This is a genomic window from Actinomadura rugatobispora (assembly GCF_042656285.1).
GTDB classification, from domain to species: Bacteria; Actinomycetota; Actinomycetes; order Streptosporangiales; family Streptosporangiaceae; genus Spirillospora; species Spirillospora rugatobispora.
In genome coordinates this window covers 1-23,246 of sequence record NZ_JBHSON010000138.1, presented here as the reverse complement: position 1 = coordinate 23,246, position 23,246 = coordinate 1, and the positions used below count along the sequence as shown (strand labels likewise).

The following is a 23,246-nucleotide window of genomic DNA, read 5'->3' as shown; positions in this document are numbered from 1 at the left end:
CGGCCAGGTCGAACCGGTCGGCGACCGCCGCCGCGGTGATGGCCGCGGCCGCCTCGGCGGGCGCGACGCCCAGCCGGGCCAGCGCCCCGGCGAGCGCCGCCTCGTCGTCCAGCAGCGCCGCCAGCTCGGCGCGGTGGCCGGTGGCCGCCTCGGCCTCGGTCCCGGCGCGGACCGGCGACAGCAGGCCCGCGTCGGGCGACACGCCCTCGCCGGGCGCCCCGTCACCGGGCGCTGCGTCATCGGGCACTGCGCCGTCCGGCGCGGCCTCAGATCCCAAGGAAGACCGTCTCCCGCTCGCCCTGGAGGCGGACGTCGAAACGGTACGACCCGTCCGCCTCACGCTCCGCGATCAGGGTAGCGCGGCGGTCCTCCGGGACCTGGGACAGCAGCGGGTCGGTGGCGTGCGCGGCGGCGTCCTCGGGGAAGTACAGGCGGGTGAACACCGGCTTGAGCAGGCCGCGGGCGAAGACCAGCACCGAGATGCAGGGGGCGTCGCCGCCGGCCGCGCCGGGCCGGAGCGTGCTGAACCAGTAGCCGCCCGCCGCGTCGGTGCCGCAGCGGCCGAAGCCGGAGAAGCCGTGCCCGGCCCGCCTGAGCCCGCCCGTGCGGCGCGGGACCTCGCCCGAGCCGTCGGCCTGCCAGATCTCGACCAGCGCGTCGGGCACCGGGTCGCCGGCGCCGTCCAGGATCCGGCCGCGCACCGTGATCGCGCCCTCCCGCCCGGCGGGGGCCACCTCGGGGCCTCCCTCGTAGGGCAGCGCGTAGCCGAAGAAGGGGCCCACGGTCTGGGAGGGCGTCGGGGAAAGCTCGGTCATCACGCCTCCATCGGGGTGTCGCCCAGGACGATGTCCCACTGGTAGCCCAGCGCCCACTCCGGCTCGGTGGTGTCCAGGTCGAACCGGCAGACCAGGAGGTCGCGGTCCTTCTGGTCCGGGACGGACTGCATGATCGGGTCGTGGGCGAACAGCGGGTCGCCCGGGAAGTACATCTGCGTGACCAGCCGCTGGGTGAAGGCCGTGCCGAACACCGAGAAGTGGATGTGCGCGGGGCGCCAGGCGTTGGGGTGGTTGCGCCACGGGTAGGCGCCCGGCCTGATCGAGACGAACCGGTAGCGGCCCTCGTCGTCGGTCAGGCAGCGGCCGGCACCGGTGAAGTTGGGGTCCAGCGGCGCCGGATGCCGGTCGACGGCGTGCGCGTACCGGCCCGCCGCGTTGGCCTGCCAGACCTCCACCAGCGCGCCGCGGACGGGACGGCCCGCGCGGTCCAGCACCCGGCCGGCCACGATGATGCGCTCGCCGAGCGGCTCGCCCGCGTGCCGCCTGGTGAGGTCGGCGTCCATGGGGTGCAGTTCCTCGTGCCCGAAGACGGGCGAGGTCAGCTCGATGCCGTCCGGCCCCAGCTTGGGCATCACCGGCTCCCGGGAGGGCGCCCGCAGCAGGGTGCTCTTGTAGCCGGGGTACAGGTACGGAGGGTGTGTCATGCCCGGGCCCCTTCTTCCTCGCTCTTCGGCCCGGCCCCGAGACCGGGCGCGGTCCTCACGTCGGGTTCGGTGCGGGCGCGGATCTCCTCGACGCCGACGCCGGGCGCGGTCTCCACCAGCACCAGGCCGTCCGGGGTCACCTCGAGCACGCCCAGCTCGGTGATGATCAGGTCGACGCAGCCGGCCCCGGTCAGCGGGAGATCGCACTCGTCGACGATCTTGGGCGCGCCGTCCCGGCTGGTGTGGTTCATCACCACGATCACCCGGCCGGCGCCGTGCACCAGGTCCATCGCCCCGCCCATGCCCTTGATCATCTTGCCGGGCACCGACCAGTTGGCCAGGTCGCCGCGGGCCGAGACCTGCATGGCGCCCAGCACGGCGATGTCGATGTGGCCGCCGCGGATCATCCCGAACGACAGCGAGGAGTCGAAGTAGGCGGCCCCGGGCAGGACGGTCACCGTCTCCTTGCCCGCGTTGATCAGATCGGGGTCGACCTCGTCCTCCGCCGGGTACGGTCCCACGCCGAGCACGCCGTTCTCGGCGTGCAGGACGACCTCGCGCCCCGCGGGGACATGGCCCGGGATCAGGGTCGGCAGGCCGATCCCGAGGTTGACGTAGGCGCCGTCGGGCAGCTCCGCCGCCGCCCGCGCCGCGATCTCGTCCCTGGACCAGGCCATCAGCCCTCCCCCGTTCCGGCGTCGCGGGGCGCGGACACCGTGCGCCGCTCGATCGGCTTGTCGGCGGCCTGCTCCGGTGTCAGCCGCACCACCCGCTGCACGAAGACCCCGGGCAGGTGCACCGCGTCCGGGTCGAGCTCGCCGGGCTCCACCAGCTCCTCGACCTCGGCCAGGGTGATCCGGCCGGCCATGGCGCACAGCGGGTTGAAGTTGCGGGCGGCCTTGTCGAACACCAGGTTGCCGTGCCGGTCGCCCCTGGCCGCGCGCACCAGCGCGAAGTCGGTGGTGATGCTCTCCTCCAGGACGTACTCGCGGCCGCCGAACTCCCGCACCTCCTTGGCGGGCGAGGCCACCGCGACGCCGCCGCCCGGCGCGTACCGCCAGGGCAGCCCGCCCTCCGCGACCAGGGTGCCGACGCCGGCCGGGGTGTAGAAGGCGGGGATCCCGGCGCCGCCGGCCCGCATCCGCTCGGCCAGCGTGCCCTGCGGCATCAGCTCGACCTCGATCTCACCCGCCATGTACTGGCGGGCGAACTCCTTGTTGTCCCCGATGTAGGAGCCCCTCGCGCGCGCGATCCGCCCGGCGCCCAGCAGCCGCCCCAGCCCGCGGCCGTCCAGGCCGCAGTTGTTGGAGACGACGGTCAGCCCGCCCGATCCGCGGTCGTACAGCGCGTTGATGAGCACCGCGGGAACGCCGCAGAGCCCGAATCCGCCGACGGCCAGCGACGCTCCCTCGCCGATGTCGGCGACCGCCTCCGCCGCGGAGGCCACGACCTTGTCCATGCCCATACCCCGGTGCGCCCTCCCAGTCCGCGTGCGTCAGCCCCGCGCCTCGGCGGTGCCGCCGGGCCGCGGGATCTCCCCCACACTCGCATCCGTCACCGGTGCTGAAGTCCCCGACTTTCCGCCCAGCGGAAACTTCCACGGCCGCGCACCACCCGACGGGGGGCCGCACCGCACCGGAGCACAGCCCCTGAGCAGGGCGGACGGGTCAGGCGATGGGGAGGGCGGTCAGGAAGCGGGGAGGACCTCGGGAAGGCCGAACGTGGCGAACAGGGTGGTGTCGAAGAAGACCGACGCCTGGGTGATGCCCTCGCCGGTGATGCTGAGGACCTGGATCTGGTACGGCCGGTGCACGCCGTCCTCGTCGCGCCTGTACATGGCGAAGGCGGGCTGGCCGTTGGCCGCGGTCGGGACCAGCCGCAGCTCGCCGGGCTCGGGATCGCACTGGGCGAGGATGAGGCGGGCGATCACGTCGCGGCCGACGAACCACTGGGGGAACGGCGGCATCTCCCAGACCGCGTCCTCCTTGAACAGCTCGACCAGGCCCTTGATGTCGGCGTTCTCGAACAGCGAGGCGTAGCGGTCGAGCAGCTCGCGCTGGCCGGGGTCGGTCGGCTCGACCAGCTCGTCCTCTCTGGGGGCGACCTGCTGGAGCTGGGCGCGGGCGCGCTGCAGCGCGCTGTTGGCCGAGGCCGTGGAGACCGCCACCCGCTCGGCGGCCTCGGCCGCCTTCCACTTCAGGACGTCCCGCAGGATCAGCACGACGCGCTGGTTGGGCGGCAGGTGCTGGAGCGCGGCCACGAAGGCCAGCCGGGTGGTCTCGCGGGAGGCCACGATGGTCGCCGGGTCGACCGCGTCGGCGCCGAGCACGCTGTCGGGCACGGGCTCCAGCCAGGGCACCTCGGGCGAGGCCACGACGGGGCGCTCGGGGTCGTCGCTGGGCGCGCCCAGACCGGAGGGCATCGGCCGGTTGCCGCGCTGGTCGATCGCGGTCAGGCAGCAGTTGGTCGCGATCCGGTAGAGCCAGGTGCGCAGCGACGACCGTCCCTCGAAGTTGCCGTAGGAGCGCCAGGCGCGCAGGTAGGTCTCCTGCACCAGGTCCTCGGCGTCGTGGATGGAGCCGAGCATGCGGTAGCAGTGCGCCAGCAGCTCGCGACGGTAGGGGTCGGCGAGGCGCTGGAAGTCCTGATCCTGCTCGATGGTGCTGTTGGTCATGGGTCGTCACCTTCGCTCGGGCGGCGGGCCGGGGCCGTCGGAGAGACCGTAGGCGATGCCACCGACAGAACGTCCGCGCAACCACATCATAGGCACTGACCTGCGAAGGAACGGAAGCCTCCGGAGGGCCGAGGAGTTGCGGACGGGCGCACGGTCGGTATCGGCGACTCACGTGAGAACGCTGATCGAACGGAGAACCCCCCGTGAAGACGGACACGGACGCGAGCACGGCCGGGCTGGCCGTGCTGGCGCTGCCCACGCTGCTGATCTCACTGGACATGAGCGTGCTGTACCTGGCGCTCCCGCTGCTGAGCGCGGATCTGGGCGCGGACGCCGCGGAGCAGCTGTGGATCATGGACGTGCACGGCTTCATGATCGCCGGTTTCCCTGTGACGATGGGCACGCTGGGCGACCGGATCGGCCGCCGCCGGCTCCTGATGTACGGCGCCGCCGCGTTCGGCGTGGTCTCGGTGCCGGCGGCCTGCTCCACCAGCGCGGAGATGCTGATCGCCACGCGCGCGGTGCTGTGATCGCGGCGGGGCTGGGCACCGCGGCGACCGGCTACGCGATCCTCACCACGATCGACGGCGGGGGCGCGCTGACGCCGCTGGTGACCGGCATCGTGACCATCAACGTCGGGAGCGGGCTCGCGGCGGCGCCGGGCACCGACCTGATCGTGGGCTCGGTCCCGCCGGAGCGGGCCGGGGCGGCGTCGGCGCTCTCGGAGACCGGCGCCGAGCTGGGCATCGCGCTGGGCGTGGCCACCGCGCTCTACCGCGGCGGGCTGACGGGCGCGCTGCCGGACGGGCTGCCCGGCGGAGCGGCGGAGCGGCCGAGGCGGCGCGCGAGGCGTTCGGCTCGGGGCTCGCCACCCTGATGGGGCTCAGCACGCTGCTGTTCGTGGCGCTGGCGGTGCTGGCCGCGCGGACTGACGCTCAGCCCGGAGCGATCATCGTCATCCCGGCGGCGCCGGCGGTCCGCAGGGCCGCCCGCGCCGCCGGCGCGTCCTCCAGCCCGATGACCCGCGCCACCAGCGCGTCCGGGCGCAGCGTCCCGGCGCTCACCAGTTCCAGCATGGGGGCGTAGGCGTGGGCGGCCATCCCGTGGCTGCCGAGGATCTCCAGCTCCAGCGCGATCACCTGGTCCATCGGCAGCGGGGCGGGTCCGGCGGCGGGCGGCAGCAGGCCGACCTGCACGTGCCGTCCGCGGCGGCGCAGGCCCTCGACCGAGGCGCGGGCGGTGGCCGGGCTGCCGAGGGCGTCCAGGGAGACGTGCGCGCCGCCGCCGGTGATCTCCCGTACGGCGGCGGCCGGGTCCCCGGCGGACCCGTCGACGGCCTCGGCGGCGCCCAGCTCGCGGGCCAGGGCGAGCGCGTCCGCGGACACGTCGACGGCGACCACCCTGGCCCCGGCGGCGGCCGCGATCATCACGGCCGACAGCCCGACGCCGCCGCATCCGTGGACGGCGACCCACTCCCCCGGCGCGGTCCGGCCCCGGGCCAGGACGGCGCGGTAGGCGGTGGCGAACCGGCAGCCCAGCGCCGCGGCGGTCGTGTACGGCATCTCCTCCGGGAGGCCGACCAGGTTGACGTCGGCGGCGCCGAGCGCCACCAGTTCGGCGAACGACCCCCAGTGGCTGAAACCGGGCTGGGTCTGGTTCTCGCAGACCTGCTGGTCGCCCGCGGCGCAGGACGCGCACCGCCCGCACGCGCACACGAAGGGGACGGTCACCCGGTCGCCCGGCCGCCACCGCGCGACCCCGCCGCCCACGGCCTCGACGACCCCGGCGAGCTCGTGCCCGGGCACGTGCGGGAACGCCCGGATGTCGGGGTCGTGGCCCTGCCAGCCGTGCCAGTCGCTGCGGCACACGCCCGTCGCCAGGACCCGGACGACCGCGCCGCCCGGCGGCACGGGCGGATCGGGCACCTCCCGGACCTCCATCGGCCCGCCGAACGCCTCGTACACCACGGCCCGCATGATCACGCTCCTTCCGGCACGACGACGCCGGCGCAGCCGCGGGTCAGAAGGCGAAGCCGCCCGGGCGCCCGTTGCGGTCGGCCAGCAGCCCGGCGAGGGTGGCGAGGGCGATCTCGGCGGGGGTGCGGGAGCCGATGTTGAGCCCGATGGGGCGGTGCACCCGCGCGATGTCCCCGGCCGGGACGCCCAGCTCCTCCAGCGCGGGCACGTGCGGGGCCGGGTGGCGCGGGTTGCCCATGACGCCCACCCAGCGGACCCGGCGGGCCAGCACGTCGCGCAGCACCGGGCCCAGTTCGGGGCGGTGGTGGTCGGTGACCACCACGTCCGCCGTGCCGTCCAGCCAGGCGGGCGGTTCGGCCACCACGTCGATCGCCGGGCCCGCCGGGGCGTCCGGGCCGTCCGCGCGCTCCTTGTCGGGTTCCAGGAGGACTCCGCGGAAGCCGAGGTCGGCGCCGTACCGCAGCAGGAACGCCGCGACCGGCGAGGCGAACACCGCGACGAGGGCGCGGTCGGAGTGATCGGGCTGGACGGCGCCGTGCGCGACGTCGCACGACGGGTCGGTTGCGCTCATGACGGCAGTCTCCCGCGCCGCGGGGACGGGGTCCACCCTGCCCCCTCTGCCGCCCCTTTTGTCCCGCCTGTCTCCCCGCGCGGACGGCTTCCCGTGAGAAGACGGCCCCAACCTGGCCCGAACAGCGGTGAAACTCTTCCGCCAGAGCGGGTATACCTGCACCCTGGAGTGCACACATCCGTGCGTCCGGCTCGGGAGGGACAGTGAACGCGAGACCGGAGGGCGGCCCGCGCGTGGTGGTGGGAGTCGACGACTCCCCCGGGGCGCGGTGCGCACTCTCCTGGGCCATCGGCGAGGCGCGACTGCGCGGGCTGCCGCTCATGGTCGTGCACGCCGCGCCGCTCCCGCCGCACGTGTCCGCGGCGGGCCAGCTCGGCTGCGGCGTGACCGAGGCGCTGCGCTGCGCGGGGGCCGAGCTGATCGCCCGGCTGCTGGACGAGGTCGCGGGCGGCGCGCCGCACGGCCTGGAGATGACCGCCCTGGCACTGGTCGGGGAGCCGGGGGCCACGCTGGTGCGGCTGTCCCGCGAGGACGACATCCTGGTGGTGGGACGCGGGTCGCGGGGCCCGCTGTCGCGGCTGATGAGGCCCTCGGTGCGGCTGCACTGCGCGCGGCGCGCCAAGGCGACGTTCGTGTGCGTGCGCCCGCCCGCGCTCGACACGCTCCTGGAGTCGCTGGCGGCGCGGGAGGAGCCGCCCGCCCACGCCTCCGACCGCTCCAGGCTGCGCCGCCTCGTGCGCCGCCCCCGTCACATCTGACGCGCGCGCCCGGGACGGCCGGGCCGCCGTCAGGGCTCGCGAGGCTACGCGCCCTGGCCCACCCCTTGATCGGAGTCATGGCCCGGGCCGGACCCCGTACCGGGACCGGGCCCCGCGGTGGCGGCGTTCCCGTCGCCGGCGGGCGCCTCGGCGATCCGTTTGATCGCCGCGAGGCGGGCGTCCCACTCGGCGGCCACCCCGGCCATCCAGCGGGCCATGGCGGTCAGCCGTTCGGGACGGACCGTGTACCGGACCTCGCGGCCCCGCCGGTGCGCCGTCACCAGGCCCGCCGCGTCCAGGACGGCCAGGTGCTTGACCACCGCCTGCCGGGAGACCGGGAGGCCGGCCGCGAGCGTGGTGGCGCTCGCCTCGCCGCGCGCGGCCAGGACCTCCAGGATCGCCCGGCGGGTCGGATCGGCCAGCGCGGTCAGCACCTCGCCGGCGGTGTCGCGGTCGACGGTCATGCCGTCAGTGTCTCGATCTTCTTCCCCTCGGTGTGGTCGCGCACCCGCTCGGCCATGTCGGTCCAGCCCCCGCTGTGGTCCTGGAACGAGCGTGCGCGCTCCTCCTCGGAGATGGGCAGGGCGTCGAAGCCGCTCTCCACGATGCGCAGCAGGGTCCCGTCGCCGTCGGGCCTCAGGGTGAACTCGACCAGCGTGGAGTTGTCGTCGGTCGCCTCCTTGCCGGGCAGCAGGCTCGCCCAGCGGTAGGAGAAGACGCGCGGCGGCTCCACCGTCACGATCTTCATCGGGAAGACCCCCTGCTCGCCGTGGTCGACCACCATCCGCCCGCCGGGCTCCAGCCGGTCGATCTCGGCGGGCTTGCCGGCGACGGCGAACCAGGCGCCGACCTGCCCGGGCTCGGTGATCACCGCCCAGACCCGCTCCACCGGCGCCGCGATGGCGATCTCCCGCTCGATCCTGTCCTGGCCCATGACGTGCTCCCCTCTCGAAGTTCCCGGTGGGGTTCGCCCCGCCGGCCATCCTTGTGCAACTCCAGGGTTGCACCTCGCGAACGGAAGCGCAACCCTCGGGTTGCACGAGCATGCCCGGTTCCCCGGCCGGCCGCCGGGCGTGCGAAGGTTTCGGTCATGCGCAAGTACGTCATCGTCGGCGTGCAGGGAAGCGGCAAGGGCACGCAGTCGCTGCTGCTCGCCCGCGACCTGGACCTGGTCCACATCAGCGTGGGCGACATCTTCCGCTGGCACGTCCAGCACCACACCAAGCTGGGCGCCCAGGTCCGCCGGATCATGGCGGCGGGTGAGCTGGTCGGGGACGACCTGGTGGAGAAGGTCGTCCGGGACCGCCTGGAGCTGCACGACTGGAACTTCGGGTTCGTCGTCGAGGGCTTCCCGCGCAACCGCAGGCAGGCCGAGTTCTTCCTGGAGAGCTACGACCTGGACGGGGTCATCCACCTCGACCTGCCCGACGTGGAGGTGCGCCGCCGGGTGCTGGCGCGGCGGCTGTGCGCCGGCTGCGGGATGGACTACAACCTCATCGCCGACCGGCCCGAGGTCGAGGGCCGCTGCGACGTGTGCGGCGGCGAGCTGTTCAGCCGCGAGGACGACACCGAGGAGGCCCTGGCCGAACGGCTCCGCATCTACCACGAGAAGACCGACCCGGTCCTGGAGCTGTTCCGGCGCAAGGAGTACGTGGTGACGGTCGACGCCCGCGCGGGCATCGACGAGGTCCAGAGGAACCTGCGGCTGAAGCTGGGCCTCCCCCTCCCCAGGGCCTCCTGACGCGGAAAAGGGGTTGCGGACCGCGGACGGCGCCTGCCACCATCGCCGCATGATCGTACGAAAGGACCACGGCGAAGTCGCTCGGTGAGCCGGGCCACAGCCGTCGAGCGGTTCCGGCGGGCGCTTCCGATCCGGGACGAATGGCTCGACCACGCACTGTCCACCCTCCCCTCCGACCGGGTGGCGGCCGAGGCCGCCGTCACCGAGCTGTACCGGCTGATCGGCAAGGACGCGCCCCGCTTCTGCTGGGTCGAGTCGCCCGCCGCCGCCCTCTCCGGATTCCCCCCGGGAGAACCCCCGCGCCTGAGATCGGACGAGCTCCCCGCGCGGGAGGCCGACTGGCCGACCGTCTCCCGCCTCGCCTCCCTGATGTCGGCCCTGCGCGGCCGCCTGGACGCGCTGCTCAACACCCCGCGCGGTCACCTCTGGCGGCAGCGCCCCACGGGCCTCACGAGCGCCGGCGAGGATCCCGAGGAGGCCCTGCGCGAAGGGGCCGACCTCCAGCCCCTGCTCGACCTCACCGTCCGGGACTCCCTCACCGGCTCTGTCCGGGACGGCCTGACCGGCCATGTCCGGACGGCCCTGAGAGAGACCGCCGGTAACGCCACCGGCCTGCCCTGGTACGGGCAGCACGACGCGTACTGGATCGCGCACCACGACGTGCCCAGGCGTCTCGGCATGGCGTCCTACGGCCCGGCCGACGACCACCAGCTCGATCTGTGGGCCGCCCTGGCCCGCTCCTGCGGCTGGTGGTGGCCGGACGACGGCGTGTGCGTCATGGCGGAGCGCACCACGGCCGTCCACACCGAGCCGGTGCCCGGCTCCACCACCGGCGAGGTACGGCTCCACAACGCCTCAGGGCCGGCGCTGCGGTACGCCGACGGCTGGTCCCTGTACGCCTGGCACGGCACCCGCGTACCCGCTTGGGTCGTCGAAGATCCCAACGTCCGGCGCATCGACCTGGAGCTCAACGTCGAGGTGCGGCGCTGCGCCATCGAGCACCTGGGCTGGGACACCTACATCGAGCAGGCCGGGCTCGCCCTGGTCGCCTCCTCCCCCGATCCGGGCAATCCCGGCTGCGCGCTGCACCTGTACGAGATGCCGCTCGCGGCCTGGGGCGGGCCGGCGCGGGTGCTGCTGGCCGTCAACGGCTCGGTGGAACGCGACGGGCACCGCCGCCGGTACGGGCTGAGCGTCCCGGCCGCCCTCGACGATCCCGTCGCCGCCGCGGGCTGGTCCTACGGGCTGACCGGCGACCAGTACGCGCGGCTCGTCCGGCGCACCTGACCCGGCGCCCTCCCCCTCCTTCCGATACCGCACAAGGTGATCTTCATGAGCATGAACATGACCGGCACCACGCTCTCCGACCTCACCCGCCGCACCGGCCTCGACGTCCTCGACCATCTGGAGCGGGAGGCGGCCGTCCCGGTCGTCGACGGCCTCCAGGCGCAGGGCGACCTGATCGTCATCCCGTTCGCCATGGTCGAGGACGCGGTGCGGCTCCCCGACCCGAAGCGCTGGCGCCGCGTGCCCGCCGCCGGCGTGGAACTGCTGCGCGGCGCGGCCGGCGGCAACGCGCACACCCTGGTCGCCGACCCTGGCGCCTGCACGTGGACGACCGACCTGTACGACCGGGAGGCGCTGGCGCTGGGCGCGTTCCGCGCCACCGAGGTCGTCTACCTGCTGCATCCCGAGCACGGCGGCAGCGGGGTCGCGCCGGGGACCTACGTGGTCCGCCGCCAGCGCGAGGCCGGTGCCCCGCCGCGGCAGGGCACCGGCCGGCTCCCCGCCGGCAACCGCTACGTGGCCGACTGATCCGCGTCCGCCGAGTAGGGGCGCGCAGGCCCCCTGGGGGACCACGGGCGTTCATCTCACGGCCGTCTCGGGCTGTTACCTCTGGCGCCGTGAGATGCGCCCTCCCCCGTCCCCACCGGCCGGCCGCCCGGATCGCCGCCGCCTGCCCGCTCCTCGTACCGCTCCTCGTCCTGGTGCTGGTCCTCCCCGGCTGCGGCACGGCGACCGGCTCGGACTCGATCGCCGGGCGGGACGCCCTGGTGGTCGGGGTCAAGGCCGACCAGCCCGGACTGGGCCTGAGGGGCCCCGACGGGACGTTCAGCGGCTTCGAGGTCGAGGTCGGCCGGTACATCGCGCGGCGCGTGGGCGCCGCCCGCGTCGGCTTCCGGGCGGTCACCTCGGAGAACCGGGAGCGGATGCTGGAGGAGGGCCAGGTCGACCTGGTGCTGGCCTCGTACTCGATCACCGCCGACCGGTCCCGGCAGGTGACCTTCGGCGGCCCGTACTACGTGGCCCACCAGGACATCATGGTGCGCCGGAGCGACACCGCGATCCGCACGATCCGGGACCTGACCGGGCGGCGGATGTGCCAGGCCGCCGGCTCGGTGTCCACCGAGCGCGTGGTCGAGGGGCTGGGGGTGCGCCCCCGGCTCGTCCCGGCGCCGTCCTACGCCGCGTGCGTGGACAGGCTCCTGAGCGGGGACCTCGACGCGGTGTCGACCGGGGACCTGGTGCTGGCCGGGTTCGCCGCGCGGGCGCGGGCCTCGCTGCGGATCGTGAACGCGCCGTTCACCGAGGAGCGGTACGGCGTCGGGCTGCGCAAGGGCGACCTCGACGGGTGCGAGGCGGTCAACACGGCGATCACCCAGATGTACCAGTCGGGCGAGGCGGCGCGCCTGCTGCGCGTGTGGTTCGGCTCGACCGGGCTGAAGCTCACCGAGTCCGTCCCCGAGTTCGAGGGCTGTTCCTAAGGCCGCCTCAGAGCAGCCTCGGTGTCCGCGGGCGCGGCGGGCGGCAGGGCCGGGGAGGCGTCGACGACCTCGCGCAGCGCCCGCAGCCCGTGCCGGACGAGGGGGTGGTCGCGGCCGCCGCGCCGGACGCAGACCTGCACCCGCCGCACCGGCAGCGGGTCGCCGTCCAGGGGGACGCGCACCACGGGCCGCCCGGACGACACCTCGGCCAGCCTGGGCATCAGGGAGACGCCGAGGCCGTGCCCGACCAGCGCGGAGATCGTCGGCCACTCGGTCGCGTAGTGCGCCACCCGCGGGTTGTAGCCGGCCGCGGCGCAGTAGGTCAGGATGCGCTCGTGGTGGTGGCAGGTGCCGCGGGCGGGGATGATCCACGGCTCGGCGGCGGCCTCGGCGAGCCGGACGGCGGGCCGCCCGGCCAGCGGGTGCCCGGCCGGGACGAGCAGGTCGTGCGGCTCCTCCACCAGCAGGTGCTGGTCGAAGCGGCCGTCGCCGGGCGGCGGGGCGTCCTCGTTGGGGTCGATCAGGGCGATGTCGGCGTCGGTGGCCAGCAGCAGGTCGAAGCCGCCGGCGGTGCCGCACTCGCTCACCTGGACGGTCAGGCCGGGGTGCCGCTCGCGCAGCAGGGCGGCGGCCGGGGCCAGCAGCCCGACGACGGCGGTGGCGAAGCCGCACATGCGCAGCAGCCCCGCCTCTCCCGCGCGGTAGGACTCCAGTGCCGTCTCGGCCTCCTCCCAGCGGGCCAGGAGGGCGTCGGCGTGCTCGACGACCAGGTGCGCGGCCGAGGTCAGCCGGATGCCGCGCCCGCGCGGCTCCACCAGCGGGACGCGCAGTTCCCGGGAGAGCTCGCGCAGGTGGTGGGAGACCGCCGAGGGGGTCAGGTGCAGGACCCCCGCGGCGGCGGTGACCGTCCCGTGCCGGTGGACGGCGCGCAGCACCTGGAGGCGGCGCAAATCGATCATGCAATATCTTTTCACATATCACCGCGGAAATGTGAAATGGACCGCAACGCTCGGCGGGGCGCAGACTGCTGTCCATGAGTTCCACCGAGAAGATCGTCTCCCGGCACGCGACCAGTGACGGCATCGTCGTCTGGAGCCGCTGCGCCTGCGGCCGGCTCCGCATGACGCTGATCCCCTACGACCCGTCCCCCTGCGGGCAGGAGCGGCGGCTCACGGCCGGGGGCCGCTGCCCCGAGTGCGGCTGAACGGTCAGGCGGGCGGCAGGTCCACCAGGGCGGCCAGGGCCGCGCGGTGGCGGTCGGGCGTGCCCAGCGCCAGCGCGGCGCTCTTGGCCCGCTTGAGGTAGAGGTGCGCGGGGTGCTCCCAGGTGAACCCGATGCCGCCGTGCATCTGGACGCACTCCTCGGCGGCCTTCACGGCGACGGCCGAGCAGTGCGCCTGCGCGACCGCCACCGCGACCGGGGTGCCGGCGTCGCCGGTCGCGGCGCACACGGCGGCGTTGCGGGCGACGGCGCGGGCCTGGGTGATCGAGGTCCACAGGTCGGCGAGGCGGTGCTTGAGCCCCTGGTACGAACCGACCGGGCGGCCGAACTGGTAGCGGGTCTTCAGGTACTCCACCGTGGTGTCCAGGCAGCGTTCGGCCAGGCCGAGCTGCTCGGAGGCCAGCATCGCGGCTCCGGTCGTCAGCGCGGCCCGTACCGCGGCCTCCCCGTCGGCGCCGCCCGCGACCAGGCGCGCCGGGGCGTCGGCGAGGGCCACGTCGCACAGCCGCCGGGTCATGTCCAGGGACGTGACCGGGGTGCGCACGGCGTCGCCGGCGTCCACCGCGTACAGGCCGTCGGAGGCGGGGACCAGCAGGACCTCGGCTGCCTCCCCTCCGGCCACGCGCGCTATCTCGCCGGTGAGCCGGCCGCCGGCGGCCCGTACCGTCCCGCCCAGGGGCGCGTCCGGCGCGGTGCCGAGCGGCACGGCCAGGACCGCGATCCGCTCGCCCGCGGCCACGCCCGGCAGCAGTTCGCGGTCGCCCGCCGCGCCGAGCGCGGCGATGGCGAACACCGCGGCGCCGAGGAACGGCACCGGCGCGACGGCCCGGCCCAGCTCCTCCATGACCACGGCGGTCTCGCGCCAGGTCGCGCCCGCGCCGCCGAGGTCCTCGGCGACGGGCAGCCCGGTGACGCCCATCCGGGCCAGCGCCTGCCAGAGCGCGGCGTCGTAGGGGTCGTCCTTCTCCGTCCCGGCGAGCACGTCGGCCCACCCGGCCTTGTCGTCGAGGAGCTCCCGGACGCCGGCGCGCAGGTCGTTCTCGATCTCGCTGTAGAGGAGGTCGTTCACTTGGGCAGGTCCTTCCACGCCACGTCCTTGTCCACCCGGATCTCGCCGGGCAGGCCCAGCACCCGCTCGGCGATGATGTTGCGCAGGATCTCCGAGGTGCCGCCCTCGATGGAGTTGCCCTTGGCGCGCAGGTAGCGGTAGCCGGGCGAGCGGCGGGTGAAGTCGACCTCGTTGGGGCGGCGCATGGTCCAGTCGTCGTAGCGCAGCCCCTCATCGCCGAGGATCTCCAGCTCCAGCCCGGAGATCTCCTGGTTGAGGCGGGCGAAGGCGAGCTTGGCGGCCGAGCCCTCCGGGCCGGGGTCGCCGGCGGCCAGCGCCTGCCGCAGCCGGGCGCCGGTGAGCCGGGCGGCCTCGGCCTCCACCCACAGCCGCAGCAGCGCGTCGTGCAGGCCGGGGGTGCGCAGCTCGGGACGGTCCCGCCACAGCCCCGCGACCACGCCGATCATGCCGCCCTCGCGCGGGGCGGCGGCGCCGCCGATGGCGACCCGCTCGTTCATCAGGGTGGTGGTGGAGACCTTCCAGCCGTCGCCGACCGCGCCGAGCCGGTGCTCGTCGGGGATCCGCACGTCGGTGAGGAAGACCTCGTTGAACTCGGCCTCCCCGGTGATCTGCCGCAGCGGCCGCACCTCGACGCCGGGCGCGCGCATGTCGCAGACGAAGTAGGTCATGCCGCGGTGCTTGGGCACGTCGGGGTCGGTCCGGGTGACCAGCAGCGCCCAGCGCGCCTCGTGCGCCATCGACGTCCAGACCTTCTGGCCGTTGACGATCCAGGCGTCGCCGTCGCGGACGGCGCGGGTGCCGAGCGCGGCGAGGTCGGAGCCGGCGCCGGGCTCGCTGAACAGCTGGCACCAGATCTCCTCGCCCGTCCACAGCGGGCGCAGGAACCGCTCGCGCTGCTCCCGGGTGCCCGCGGCGAGGATGGTGGGCGCGGCCATGCCCAGGCCGATGCCGTTGCGCTCGGGGTTGTTGCGCGGCGCGCCCGCCGCGGCGAACGCGGCGTCCACGCCCGGCTGCAGTTCCCGCGGCGCGCCGAGGCCGCCGAGGCCCTCGGGGTAGTGCACCCACGCGAGCCCGGCGTCGAACCTGGCGCGCAGGAACTCCAGGGGCTCCAGGGCGGCCGGATCGTGACCGGCCAGGAACTCCCGGACCCGCCGGTCCAGCTCGTCGGCGCCGGGCGGTGCTGTGCTCACAGGGCGAAACCTCCGCTGGACGGGGCGGGACGGCGGCGGGGTGGCGCCGCCGCCGGGACATACCAACCGGTCGGTATGGCCTCACCCTAGAAATTCGGAAGGGTGGCCGTCAACGTGCCGGGCCCCGGGTTTGGAACGGTCACAATCTGAGGGCCCGCCGCCCTCGACCGCGCACACCGTCACGCGGCGCCACGCATCCGGGCGCGGCGGGACGGGCGCGGCGGGACGGGCGCGGTCAGGGCAGCCGGGGCAGCGGGGCCCGGTTGAGCCACGCGTCCAGCAGCTCCCGCACGGGCACGTGGGCGTGCGCCTGGGCGAACAGGACGAAGCGTCCGGTGGTGACCGAGCCGTGCCGGTTCTGGTCCGTCCAGGCGCGCAGCATCGCGAAGAAGCGGGCGTCGCCCATCGTGCGCCGCAGCGCGTGCAGCGCGAGCGCCCCGCGCTTGTAGACCCGGTCGTCGAAGATGCGTTCCGCGCCGGGATCGGACAGCACCAGGTCCTGGGGCCGCCGGGAGACCCGGCCGTGCCAGCGCACCGCGTGCTCGTCGGCGGGCTCACCCCCGGAGAACTCCGACCACAGCCACTCGGCGTAGGTGGCGAACCCCTCGTGCAGCCAGATGTCGCGCCAGTCCGCCAGCGTCAGACTGTTGCCGAACCACTGGTGCGCCAGCTCGTGCGCGACCAGCCGCTCCTCGCCGCGCGCGCCGTCGGCGTGGTTGGTGCCGAAGACCGACATGCCCTGCGCCTCGACCGGGATCTCCAGCTCGTCGTCGGCGACCACGACGGTGTAGGCGCCGAACGGGTACGGCCCGAACAGCTCCGCGAACCGCTCGATCATCTCGCCCTGGCGGCCGAAGTCGTGCCGGACGCGGCCCTCGGCCTCGGCCGGGTACACCAGCCGCTGCGGCACCGGCGCGCCCGTCACCTCCACGCTGCGGTACCGGCCGATCTGGACGCTGGCCAGGTAGGGCGCCATCGGCTCGGGCTGCTCGTACACCCAGGTGGTGGTGGCCCCCGACGAGCGCCGGCCGGCCAGCCGCCCGTTGGCGACGACGTGGTACGCGGACGCGGTCGTCACCGAGATCCGGTGCCGCGCCTTGTCCTGGACGCGGTCGTTGCACGGGAACCACGACGGCGCCCCGGTCGGCTGCGCGGCGACCAGCGACCCGTCGGTGAGCTGCTCCCAGCCGAGCCCGCCCCACGGGCTGGACAGCGGGCGCGGGTTGCCCGAGTAGCGGACCTCGACGGTGCAGGGCTCCCCTTCCGGCAGGCGCCGCGGCAGGGTGAGGTGCAGCTTGTCGCGGCGCTGCCTGAAGCGGGCGGCCCGCCCGTCCACCAGCGCCTTCCCGATCCGGAACGGTCCCAGGTCCAGCGCGAGGCGGTCGAGCGGGACGCGCGGGATGACCTCCAGCCGCGCCACGCCGGTCAGCCGGTTGGGCCCGACGCGGTAGTCCAGTTCCAGGTCGTAGGAGGCGACGCGGTACTCGGCGCTGCCGCGTTCGGGGAAGTAGGGGGGCCGGGCGCCGCTCGCGCCGGTGCTCCGGGCGCGGGCTCCGGTCATGCGGGTGCCTTGGTCACGCGGGGTCAGGTCCTCTTTCTCGTCCAGGCGGCGACCGGGTTGCCGAGCCAGGCGGTGCGGGCGGGCAGCTGCTCGCCGCGCATCACCAGCGAGGCGGGGCCGACGGTGGCGTCCGCCCCGATCGCGGCGGCGGGCAGGACGACCCCGTTAGACCCTAGCGTCGCGCCGCGCTCCAGCACGACCGTGTCGACGCTCATGATCCGGTCGTGGAAGAGGTGGGTCTGCAGCACGCAGCCCGCGTTGACGGTCGCTCCGTCGCCGAGCCGCACCAGGTCGGCCTCGGGCAGCCAGTACGTCGCGCACCACACCCCGCGCCCGACGCGGGCGCCCAGCGAGCGCAGCCACAGGTTGAACGGCGCGGTGCCCAGCCACGCGTCGGCGAACCAGGGCGCGGCGAGGACCTCGACGAAGTTGTCGGCCAGCTCGTTGCGCCAGATGAACGCGCTCCACAGCGGCCGCTCTCCGGCGCGGATCCGGCCGACCAGCGCCCACTTGGCCGCGGTCGTGACCGCGGCGGCGACCACGCCCGCGCCCGCCAGGACGGCGCCGCCCAGCAGCGCCGCCGCGGCGAAGCCGCGGGCGGCGGCCAGCCACTCCACGGCGGCGACGGCCAGGACGCCGACCGCGACCGTGGCCATGGCGGGAACGGCCCGGCATGCCTCGACGGCGGCGCGAGCGGCCTTCAGCCTGCGCGGCGGCCGGTACGTGCGAGATTGGTCGCCGGCCTCGGCGGCCCGGTGCAGGCGGACCGGGGGCATGCCCAGGTAGGACGCCCCGGCCTTGGCCTTCTTCGGCGCGGCCGACAGCACCCCGATCAGGCCGCCCTTGGGCACCTTGCGTCCCGGCCCGGCCATGCCGGAGTTGCCGAGGAAGGCGCGCTTGCCGATGCGGGCGCGGGCGATCCGCATCCGGCCGCCGCCGAGCTCGTAGGGGGCGACCATCGTGTCGTCGGCGAGGAAGGCCCCGTCGGCGACCGAGGTCATGGCGGGCAGGGCCAGGACGGTGGACGCCTCCACGTCCCGGCCGATCCGCATGCCCAGCGCGCGCAGCCAGGCGGGCGTGAGGATGCTCGCGTACAGCGGGAACAGCCACACGCGGGCCATCGACATCAGGCGGCTGGTGGCCCACGCCTGCCAGGCCTGCCGGCCGTGCACGGGGTGGTCGCCCTCCACCAGGCCGGCCGACAGCAGCCGCACGCACGCCCACGTCACCGCGGCGAACGACAGCATCGCGGCGAGGGTGGCCGGGGGCACGGCGAGCAGCGCGGCGCCGAGGGCCTGCGGCAGGGTGGCGGTGCCGTCCAGGAAGAAGGCCAGGACGGCGAGGCCGGGCAGGGCGGCGACCAGCGGGAGGGCGCTGAGCAGCAGGGCCGAGGCCGCGTAGGCCACGGACCAGCGGCGCCTGCGCGGCGGCCGTCCCGCGGGGTGGACGCGGGTCCGGCCGCAGCGCACCGCGGGCGCCCCGGCCCAGCGCTGCCCGGCGGGCACCCGGCCGGTGACGGCGGCGCCCGGGGCGACCTGCGCGTTCTTGCCGACGCGGGCGCCGGGGAACAGGACGGCGCGGGCGCCGACGGTGGCCCCGGCGCCGACCCGGATGCCGCCGATGCGCAGCACGTCGCCGTCCAGCCAGTGCCCGGACAGGTCCACCTCGGGTTCGACGGCGGCGGCGCGGCCGAGCCGGAGCATGCCGGTGACCGGTGGCGGGGAGTGCAGGTCCACGTCCCTGTCGACGCGGGCGCCCAGCGCGCGGGCGTACAGCGCGAACCACGGCGCGCCCGACAGCTCGGCGGCACCGAGCCGCAGCGCGATCTGCTCGGCCGTCCACAGCCGCAGGTGCACGGCGCCGCCGCGCGGATAGGACCCGGGGCGCACGCCGCGCAGCAGCAGGCGCGCGGCGACGGCCGACAGGCTCATCCGCCCGGCGGGGGTGACGAACAGCAGCGCGCCCGCCAGCACCCACCACCAGGAGACGGTGGGCGCCCACGGCAGGCCGGCGACGTTGTTGAACGCGGCGACGCCCACGACCCAGCGCATCGCGCCCAGCGTGAGCAGCGGCGCCATGAGGACGGTCTGCGCGAGGGCGGCCCGGCGCGGCAGCGGCGCGACCTCGCGGCCCGTGCCCTCGTCCTCGGCGGCCTGGTCGTTCGCGGGCGCGCCCAGGTGCGCGGCGAGGTCGCGCAGCGTCGGATGCTCGTAGACGTCGCCGACCGCGACGGACGGGAAGCGCGGGCGCAGCGCCGAGACCAGCCGGGCGGCCCCGAGGCTGCTGCCGCCGAGAGCGAAGAAGTCGGCGCCGGGGCCGTCCGGTTCCTCGCCGAGGATCTCGGCCCAGCGCCCGGCCAGCCACTCCTCCGCCTCGGTCAGCGGCTGGGCCGGCGTCCCGTCGCCCTCGTGGTCGCCGGCGGGCAGCGGCCAGGGGAGCGCGTCGCGGTCGACCTTGCCGGAGATCCGGGTCGGCAGCGTGTCCACGACGGCGAGCCTGGGGACCAGCGCGGCGGGCAGCGTCCGGCCGAGGCGCTCGCGCGCCGCGTCCCGGTCGAATCCCTCGCCGGCGACGACGTACCCGACGAGCAGCCGGTGCCCCGCCGGGGTGGACTTCACCGCGGCGGCCGCACCGGTCACCCCGGGCAGCGCCTGCAGGGCCGCGTCGACCTCGCCCAGCTCGATCCGGCGCCCGCCGAGCTTGACCTGCTCGTCGGCCCGGCCGACGAAGACCAGGCCCGCGGGGTCGGCGCGGACCAGGTCGCCGCTGCGGTACGCGCGGCCCCAGCCGAGCGCGGGCAGCGGCGCGTACTTCTCGGCGTCCTTGGCCGGGTCGAGGTAGCGGGCCAGGCCGACGCCGCCGATGACCAGTTCGCCGGTCTCCCCGGGGGCGACGGGCTCCCCGGCGGCGTCGACGACGGCCAGGTCCCAGCCGTCCAGCGGCAGGCCGATGCGGACGGGCCCGTCCCCGCCCAGCGGCGCGGCGCAGGCGACGACGGTGGCCTCGGTGGGCCCGTAGGTGTTCCACACGGCCCGGCCGGGGACGGCGAGGCGGGCGGCCAGCTCGGGCGGGCACGCCTCCCCGCCGAAGATCAGCAGCCGGACCCCGGACAGGGTCTCCACGGGCCACAGCGCCGCCAGCGTCGGGACGGTGGAGACCACCGTGATGCCGCGCGCGGCCAGCCACGGGCCCAGGTCCATGCCGGTGCGCACCAGCGACCGCGGCGCGGGGACCAGGCAGGCGCCGCCGCGCCAGGCCAGCCACATCTCCTCGCACGAGGCGTCGAACGCCACCGACAGCCCCGCCAGCACCCGGTCGGAGGGGCGCGCGGGGAACAGCCGCGCCTCGGCGTCCGCGAACGCCGCCGCGCTGCGGTGCGTCACCGCCACGCCCTTGGGACGTCCCGTCGAGCCCGAGGTGAAGATGATCCACGCGTCGTCGTCGGGGCCGGGCCATCCGGCGGCGCCGCCGGGCTCGCCCCGCAGCTCGATCTCGCGGCCCTCCCCGATGACCGCGCACACCCCCGCCTCGCCGAACACCAGCGCGGCGCGCTCCTCGGGGTCGTCGGCGTCCACGGGCACGTACGCGGCGCCCGCGGTGAGCACGCCCAGGATCGCCACGTACAGGTCCACGGTGCCCGAGGGCACGCGGACCCCGACCCGGTCGCCGCGTCCGATCCCGGCCTGCTCCAGCTCCTTGGCCAGGCTTTCGGCCTCCGCGCGCAGGGCGGTGTAGTCCAGGCACACGGTGCCGTCGTCGAGGGCGGGCGCGCAGGGGTGGCGTAGCGCGGTGGCGTCCAGGACGTCCAGCAGGGTCCGCGGCGGTGGCGGTCCGCCCGATCGGAACACCGCCCGCTCCGTAGCGGCCGGATTCGGACACACCTCGTCACGCAAGCCCTGGCGCAAGCTCTCCCCCGGGTCCGGGCGATCGGGCGGCCCCCTGCCGTCGCCGCACCGTCCGCCCCGGTCCCCTCACCACGGGAAACCCTCGGGGCCGGTGCCCGCGTGCCGCTCGAAGGCGCGCGCTGCGCGCCACAAGCGCGACACTCTACTTGATGCGGGAGAACGCGGGAGCCGCCCGGCGACCGCGACGGTCGCCGGGCGGCTCCGTTCCGGGCCGCCGCCGGAACGCTGTTCCGGGACTGTTCGGGGGCTACCTGTGCCGCGCCACCTCGTAGGCGGCGCAGCCGATCAGCTCCAGGGACACCTGCAGCCGCTGCAGGCTGACGTTCTTGGCGATGGTGTCCTCGGGCGTGTGGTAGATCGGCTCGAGCTGGCTGGGCGCCTCACCGCCGCGCCAGCTGAAGTTGCCGGCCGCGATGCCGCGCTCGTAGAACGCCTCGTGGTCGCTGGAGCCGCGGGCGGTCGGGCCCTTGGTCTGGCCGACGTAGCCGAGCCGTTCGGCGGCGGCGCCGACGGCCGCGGTGGTGGTGTTCTGGGCGCCGTCCACCGACAGCAGCCAGTACGTGCCCGCCGGCGGGTGGCTGGTGGCGACCATGTCGTTCTGGAAGCAGCCGGAGATCTGCGCGACGCCGGCGTCGTCGAGCTGCTTGACGTAGTGCCGGGCGCCGATCAGGCCGTACTCCTCCGAGCCCCACAGGCAGATGCGGATGTCCTGCTGGGTCGGCAGCCTCTTGAGCACGCGGGCCAGCTCCAGGCACAGCACGGTGCCGCTGCCGTCGTCGTTGGCGCCGGGCGAGCCGGGCACGCTGTCGTAGTGCGCGCTGATGATGACGGCCTTGCCGCTCGGGTTGGGCAGCGTCGCCTTCCGCGTGGCGAGCACGTTGTACGAGGTCAGCCCGGCGTGGTGGGCGACCTTGAACGACAGCTTGCGGGCGCCCGCGCGGATCCGCTCGCCGTGGTACTCGGCCAGGCCCAGCACCGGGATGGAGACGGGCTCCTTCAGCGAGGGCGTGAAGGAGGCGGCCTTGCGCTCGGGGAAGCTCGCCGTGCGCACGTTGGCGATGAGCACCGCCGTGGCGCCGCGGGCGGCGGCGGCCTTGACCTGCTCGGTCTCCATTCCGGTGACGCGGTCGAACAGCGCCAGCCGGCCCTTGAGGTCGGCGGTGACCTCGGTGACGGCGCCCAGGTCGACGACCTCGCCGTCGGCGCCCTTGACGGGCGCCTGCGGGGAGGCGCTGCACTGCCAGCGCGGCTCGCCCTTGGCGCGGATCTCGGCGAGGTACTTGTCGGCGACCGGGAACGGCTGCAGTTCGACCTTGTAGCCGAGGTCGCGCAGCTCACCGGCGATGTAGCGGGCGGCGCGGTGCTCGGACTCGGTGCCGGCGATGCGCCAGCCGATCTCGTCGCTGAGGACCTTCAGGTGCCGCAGCGCGCGCCGGGCGTCGACCCGGGCCACCACGGCCTTGTCGCCGGTGGACAGCGACGGGGGACGCAGCGCGCCGGGCCGCTGCCGGGTCGCGGCGGCGGCGGTGCCGGGCAGCAGGCCGACGGTCGCGAACCCGGCGAAGGCCGCTGCTCCGGCCAGCAGGTCGCGGCGTTTGACCTCGGACATGGACGTCTCCTCGAGGAGGTTGGGCGGGTGTCCGCGACCGCCCGGCCCGGATCGCGAGCCCGGCGGCGGACGTCGGCCACCGCGGTGTGCTGGGCCCCCGTTCGCCGCGAACCTACGAAATAGCCTCATATCCGGGCAAGATTCCCGTACCGCAACGCAACCGAACCGTGATCATCAGAACGGACGGTGAACAGCCGTTGATCGCCGACCTGCGGATCGGTATCGTGAGCGCCCCGGTGATCCAGATCACAGCGATCGCCGCTCCGGCGGAGGAGGTCGACGCGGCATGGGCGGCACCGACGGGCTCCTCGCGACCGGCCTCACGGCCGGGCGGCGCGCCGCGGGCGCCCGGCCCTCCGGCCCGCTCCTGGACGGCGTCACGCTGGCGGCCCCGCCCGGCACCGTCACCGGGATCGTCGGCCCCGCCGGCGCGGGCAAGACCACGCTCCTCGACGTCGTCTGCGGGCTGCGCCGACCCGACGGCGGCACCGTCCGGCTCGACGGGGAGGACCTCGCCGGACGACCGGCGCACGCGCGCGTCCGGCTCGGCGTCGCCCGCACCTTCCAGCGGCCGCGCGCGTTCGGGGCGCTGAGCGTCCACCAGAACGTCCGGCTGGCCGCCGAGACCCATGCGATGACGTGCGCGATCGCGGGCCGGGACGTGCGCGACCGGCACCGGCGGCGCCGGGCAGCGCGGCGGGAGGCGGGCCGCGCCGCCGGCGCGC

Annotated in this window: 23 protein-coding genes and 2 pseudogenes; 9 read left to right on the top strand and 16 right to left on the bottom strand. The window is 75.4% G+C overall.

The features are described from left to right. The 6 genes and pseudogenes from ACFPZN_RS51790 to ACFPZN_RS51765 form a co-directional block, all read right to left on the bottom strand. Positions 1 to 247 (bottom strand): annotated as a pseudogene (locus tag ACFPZN_RS51790) (3-carboxy-cis,cis-muconate cycloisomerase); the annotation flags it as partial. 19 nt (positions 248 to 266) lie between these two features. Continuing rightward, positions 267 to 815: a protocatechuate 3,4-dioxygenase subunit alpha gene (pcaG, locus tag ACFPZN_RS51785; RefSeq protein WP_378291956.1), complete on the bottom strand. Its 549-nt coding sequence runs from the start codon at positions 813 to 815 to the stop codon at positions 267 to 269. Next, a complete protein-coding gene (gene pcaH / locus ACFPZN_RS51780) occupies positions 815 to 1,480 on the bottom strand; it encodes a protocatechuate 3,4-dioxygenase subunit beta (RefSeq protein WP_378291954.1) in 666 nt (221 codons plus the stop codon). Before pcaH ends, pcaG begins: the two co-directional genes overlap by 1 nt. Next, positions 1,477 to 2,157, bottom strand: a complete 681-nt coding sequence (locus tag ACFPZN_RS51775; RefSeq protein WP_378291951.1) for a CoA transferase subunit B — start codon at positions 2,155 to 2,157, stop codon at positions 1,477 to 1,479. The genes pcaH and ACFPZN_RS51775 overlap by 4 nt, the downstream gene beginning before the upstream one ends. Next, positions 2,157 to 2,939, bottom strand: a complete 783-nt coding sequence (locus ACFPZN_RS51770) for a CoA transferase subunit A (protein ID WP_378291949.1) — start codon at positions 2,937 to 2,939, stop codon at positions 2,157 to 2,159. Before ACFPZN_RS51770 ends, ACFPZN_RS51775 begins: the two co-directional genes overlap by 1 nt. Positions 2,940 to 3,167: 228 nt before the next feature. Continuing rightward, a complete protein-coding gene (locus ACFPZN_RS51765; RefSeq protein ID WP_378291947.1) occupies positions 3,168 to 4,154 on the bottom strand; it encodes a sigma-70 family RNA polymerase sigma factor in 987 nt (328 codons plus the stop codon). Between the two features lie 203 nt (positions 4,155 to 4,357). Here ACFPZN_RS51765 and ACFPZN_RS51760 point away from each other — a divergent pair. Both ACFPZN_RS51760 and ACFPZN_RS51755 read left to right on the top strand, forming a co-directional pair. Beyond that, positions 4,358 to 4,681: pseudogene (locus ACFPZN_RS51760) on the top strand (MFS transporter); the annotation flags it as partial. Then, positions 4,681 to 5,031 carry an MFS transporter gene (locus tag ACFPZN_RS51755; protein WP_378291945.1) on the top strand — a complete coding sequence of 117 codons (351 nt, stop codon included), beginning with the start codon at positions 4,681 to 4,683 and terminating at the stop codon, positions 5,029 to 5,031. The pseudogene ACFPZN_RS51760 and the gene ACFPZN_RS51755, both read left to right, overlap by 1 nt. 58 nt (positions 5,032 to 5,089) lie before the next feature. Here ACFPZN_RS51755 and ACFPZN_RS51750 read toward each other — a convergent pair whose 3' ends face one another. Then, positions 5,090 to 6,130 carry a zinc-binding dehydrogenase gene (locus ACFPZN_RS51750; protein ID WP_378291942.1) on the bottom strand — a complete coding sequence of 347 codons (1,041 nt, stop codon included), beginning with the start codon at positions 6,128 to 6,130 and terminating at the stop codon, positions 5,090 to 5,092. A gap of 43 nt (positions 6,131 to 6,173) precedes the next feature. Then, positions 6,174 to 6,701, bottom strand: a complete 528-nt coding sequence (locus ACFPZN_RS51745) for an XdhC family protein (RefSeq protein WP_378291940.1) — start codon at positions 6,699 to 6,701, stop codon at positions 6,174 to 6,176. Positions 6,702 to 6,904: 203 nt separating this feature from the next. On the opposite strand from ACFPZN_RS51745, the gene ACFPZN_RS51740 reads away from it, so the two are divergent. Beyond that, a complete protein-coding gene (locus tag ACFPZN_RS51740) occupies positions 6,905 to 7,459 on the top strand; it encodes a universal stress protein (protein WP_378291938.1) in 555 nt (184 codons plus the stop codon). A 44-nt stretch (positions 7,460 to 7,503) separates the two neighbouring features. Here the strand turns inward: ACFPZN_RS51740 and ACFPZN_RS51735 are convergent, their stop codons facing one another. Next, positions 7,504 to 7,923, bottom strand: coding sequence for an ArsR/SmtB family transcription factor (locus tag ACFPZN_RS51735; RefSeq protein ID WP_378291936.1), 420 nt, complete (start codon positions 7,921 to 7,923; stop codon positions 7,504 to 7,506). Beyond that, positions 7,920 to 8,393: an SRPBCC family protein gene (locus tag ACFPZN_RS51730; RefSeq protein WP_378291934.1), complete on the bottom strand. Its 474-nt coding sequence runs from the start codon at positions 8,391 to 8,393 to the stop codon at positions 7,920 to 7,922. The genes ACFPZN_RS51735 and ACFPZN_RS51730 overlap by 4 nt, the downstream gene beginning before the upstream one ends. Before the next feature lie 156 nt (positions 8,394 to 8,549). Here ACFPZN_RS51730 and ACFPZN_RS51725 point away from each other — a divergent pair, with 156 nt between their 5' ends. The 4 genes from ACFPZN_RS51725 (at position 8,550) to ACFPZN_RS51710 (ending at position 11,965) form a co-directional block, all read left to right on the top strand. Beyond that, positions 8,550 to 9,200 (top strand): adenylate kinase family protein, encoded by a 651-nt coding sequence (locus tag ACFPZN_RS51725; protein WP_378291932.1) that lies wholly within the window; start codon positions 8,550 to 8,552, stop codon positions 9,198 to 9,200. A gap of 84 nt (positions 9,201 to 9,284) precedes the next feature. Continuing rightward, positions 9,285 to 10,487, top strand: coding sequence for a DUF6745 domain-containing protein (locus ACFPZN_RS51720; RefSeq protein WP_378291930.1), 1,203 nt, complete (start codon positions 9,285 to 9,287; stop codon positions 10,485 to 10,487). A gap of 45 nt (positions 10,488 to 10,532) precedes the next feature. Then, positions 10,533 to 11,015 carry a hypothetical protein gene (locus ACFPZN_RS51715; protein ID WP_378291928.1) on the top strand — a complete coding sequence of 161 codons (483 nt, stop codon included), beginning with the start codon at positions 10,533 to 10,535 and terminating at the stop codon, positions 11,013 to 11,015. An 89-nt stretch (positions 11,016 to 11,104) separates the two neighbouring features. Then, positions 11,105 to 11,965 (top strand): glutamate ABC transporter substrate-binding protein, encoded by an 861-nt coding sequence (locus ACFPZN_RS51710; RefSeq protein ID WP_378291926.1) that lies wholly within the window; start codon positions 11,105 to 11,107, stop codon positions 11,963 to 11,965. Here the strand turns inward: ACFPZN_RS51710 and ACFPZN_RS51705 are convergent. After that, complete coding sequence (locus tag ACFPZN_RS51705) at positions 11,962 to 12,924, bottom strand: LysR family transcriptional regulator (RefSeq protein ID WP_378291924.1); 963 nt, start codon at positions 12,922 to 12,924, stop codon at positions 11,962 to 11,964. The genes ACFPZN_RS51710 and ACFPZN_RS51705 overlap by 4 nt on opposite strands. A 74-nt stretch (positions 12,925 to 12,998) precedes the next feature. Between ACFPZN_RS51705 and ACFPZN_RS51700 the strand changes: the two genes are divergently transcribed. Beyond that, on the top strand, positions 12,999 to 13,169 hold the full coding sequence (locus ACFPZN_RS51700; protein ID WP_378291922.1) for a hypothetical protein: 171 nt from the start codon (positions 12,999 to 13,001) through the stop codon (positions 13,167 to 13,169). A gap of 4 nt (positions 13,170 to 13,173) precedes the next feature. Here the strand turns inward: ACFPZN_RS51700 and ACFPZN_RS51695 are convergent, their stop codons facing one another. The 5 genes from ACFPZN_RS51695 to ACFPZN_RS51675 form a co-directional block, all read right to left on the bottom strand. After that, positions 13,174 to 14,256, bottom strand: coding sequence for an acyl-CoA dehydrogenase family protein (locus ACFPZN_RS51695; protein ID WP_378291920.1), 1,083 nt, complete (start codon positions 14,254 to 14,256; stop codon positions 13,174 to 13,176). Then, positions 14,253 to 15,446, bottom strand: a complete 1,194-nt coding sequence (locus ACFPZN_RS51690; RefSeq protein ID WP_378291918.1) for an acyl-CoA dehydrogenase family protein — start codon at positions 15,444 to 15,446, stop codon at positions 14,253 to 14,255. Before ACFPZN_RS51690 ends, ACFPZN_RS51695 begins: the two co-directional genes overlap by 4 nt. A gap of 235 nt (positions 15,447 to 15,681) precedes the next feature. After that, positions 15,682 to 17,007 (bottom strand): M1 family metallopeptidase, encoded by a 1,326-nt coding sequence (locus ACFPZN_RS51685; protein ID WP_378291915.1) that lies wholly within the window; start codon positions 17,005 to 17,007, stop codon positions 15,682 to 15,684. Positions 17,008 to 17,030: 23 nt separating this feature from the next. Further along, on the bottom strand, positions 17,031 to 20,855 hold the full coding sequence (locus tag ACFPZN_RS51680; RefSeq protein ID WP_378291913.1) for a Pls/PosA family non-ribosomal peptide synthetase: 3,825 nt from the start codon (positions 20,853 to 20,855) through the stop codon (positions 17,031 to 17,033). 304 nt (positions 20,856 to 21,159) lie between these two features. Then, positions 21,160 to 22,521, bottom strand: a complete 1,362-nt coding sequence (locus ACFPZN_RS51675) for a M28 family peptidase (RefSeq protein WP_378291911.1) — start codon at positions 22,519 to 22,521, stop codon at positions 21,160 to 21,162. Positions 22,522 to 22,807: 286 nt separating this feature from the next. Here ACFPZN_RS51675 and ACFPZN_RS51670 point away from each other — a divergent pair. Continuing rightward, positions 22,808 to 23,246: ATP-binding cassette domain-containing protein (locus ACFPZN_RS51670; RefSeq protein ID WP_378291909.1), on the top strand; the 439-nt coding region annotated here is incomplete at its 3' end.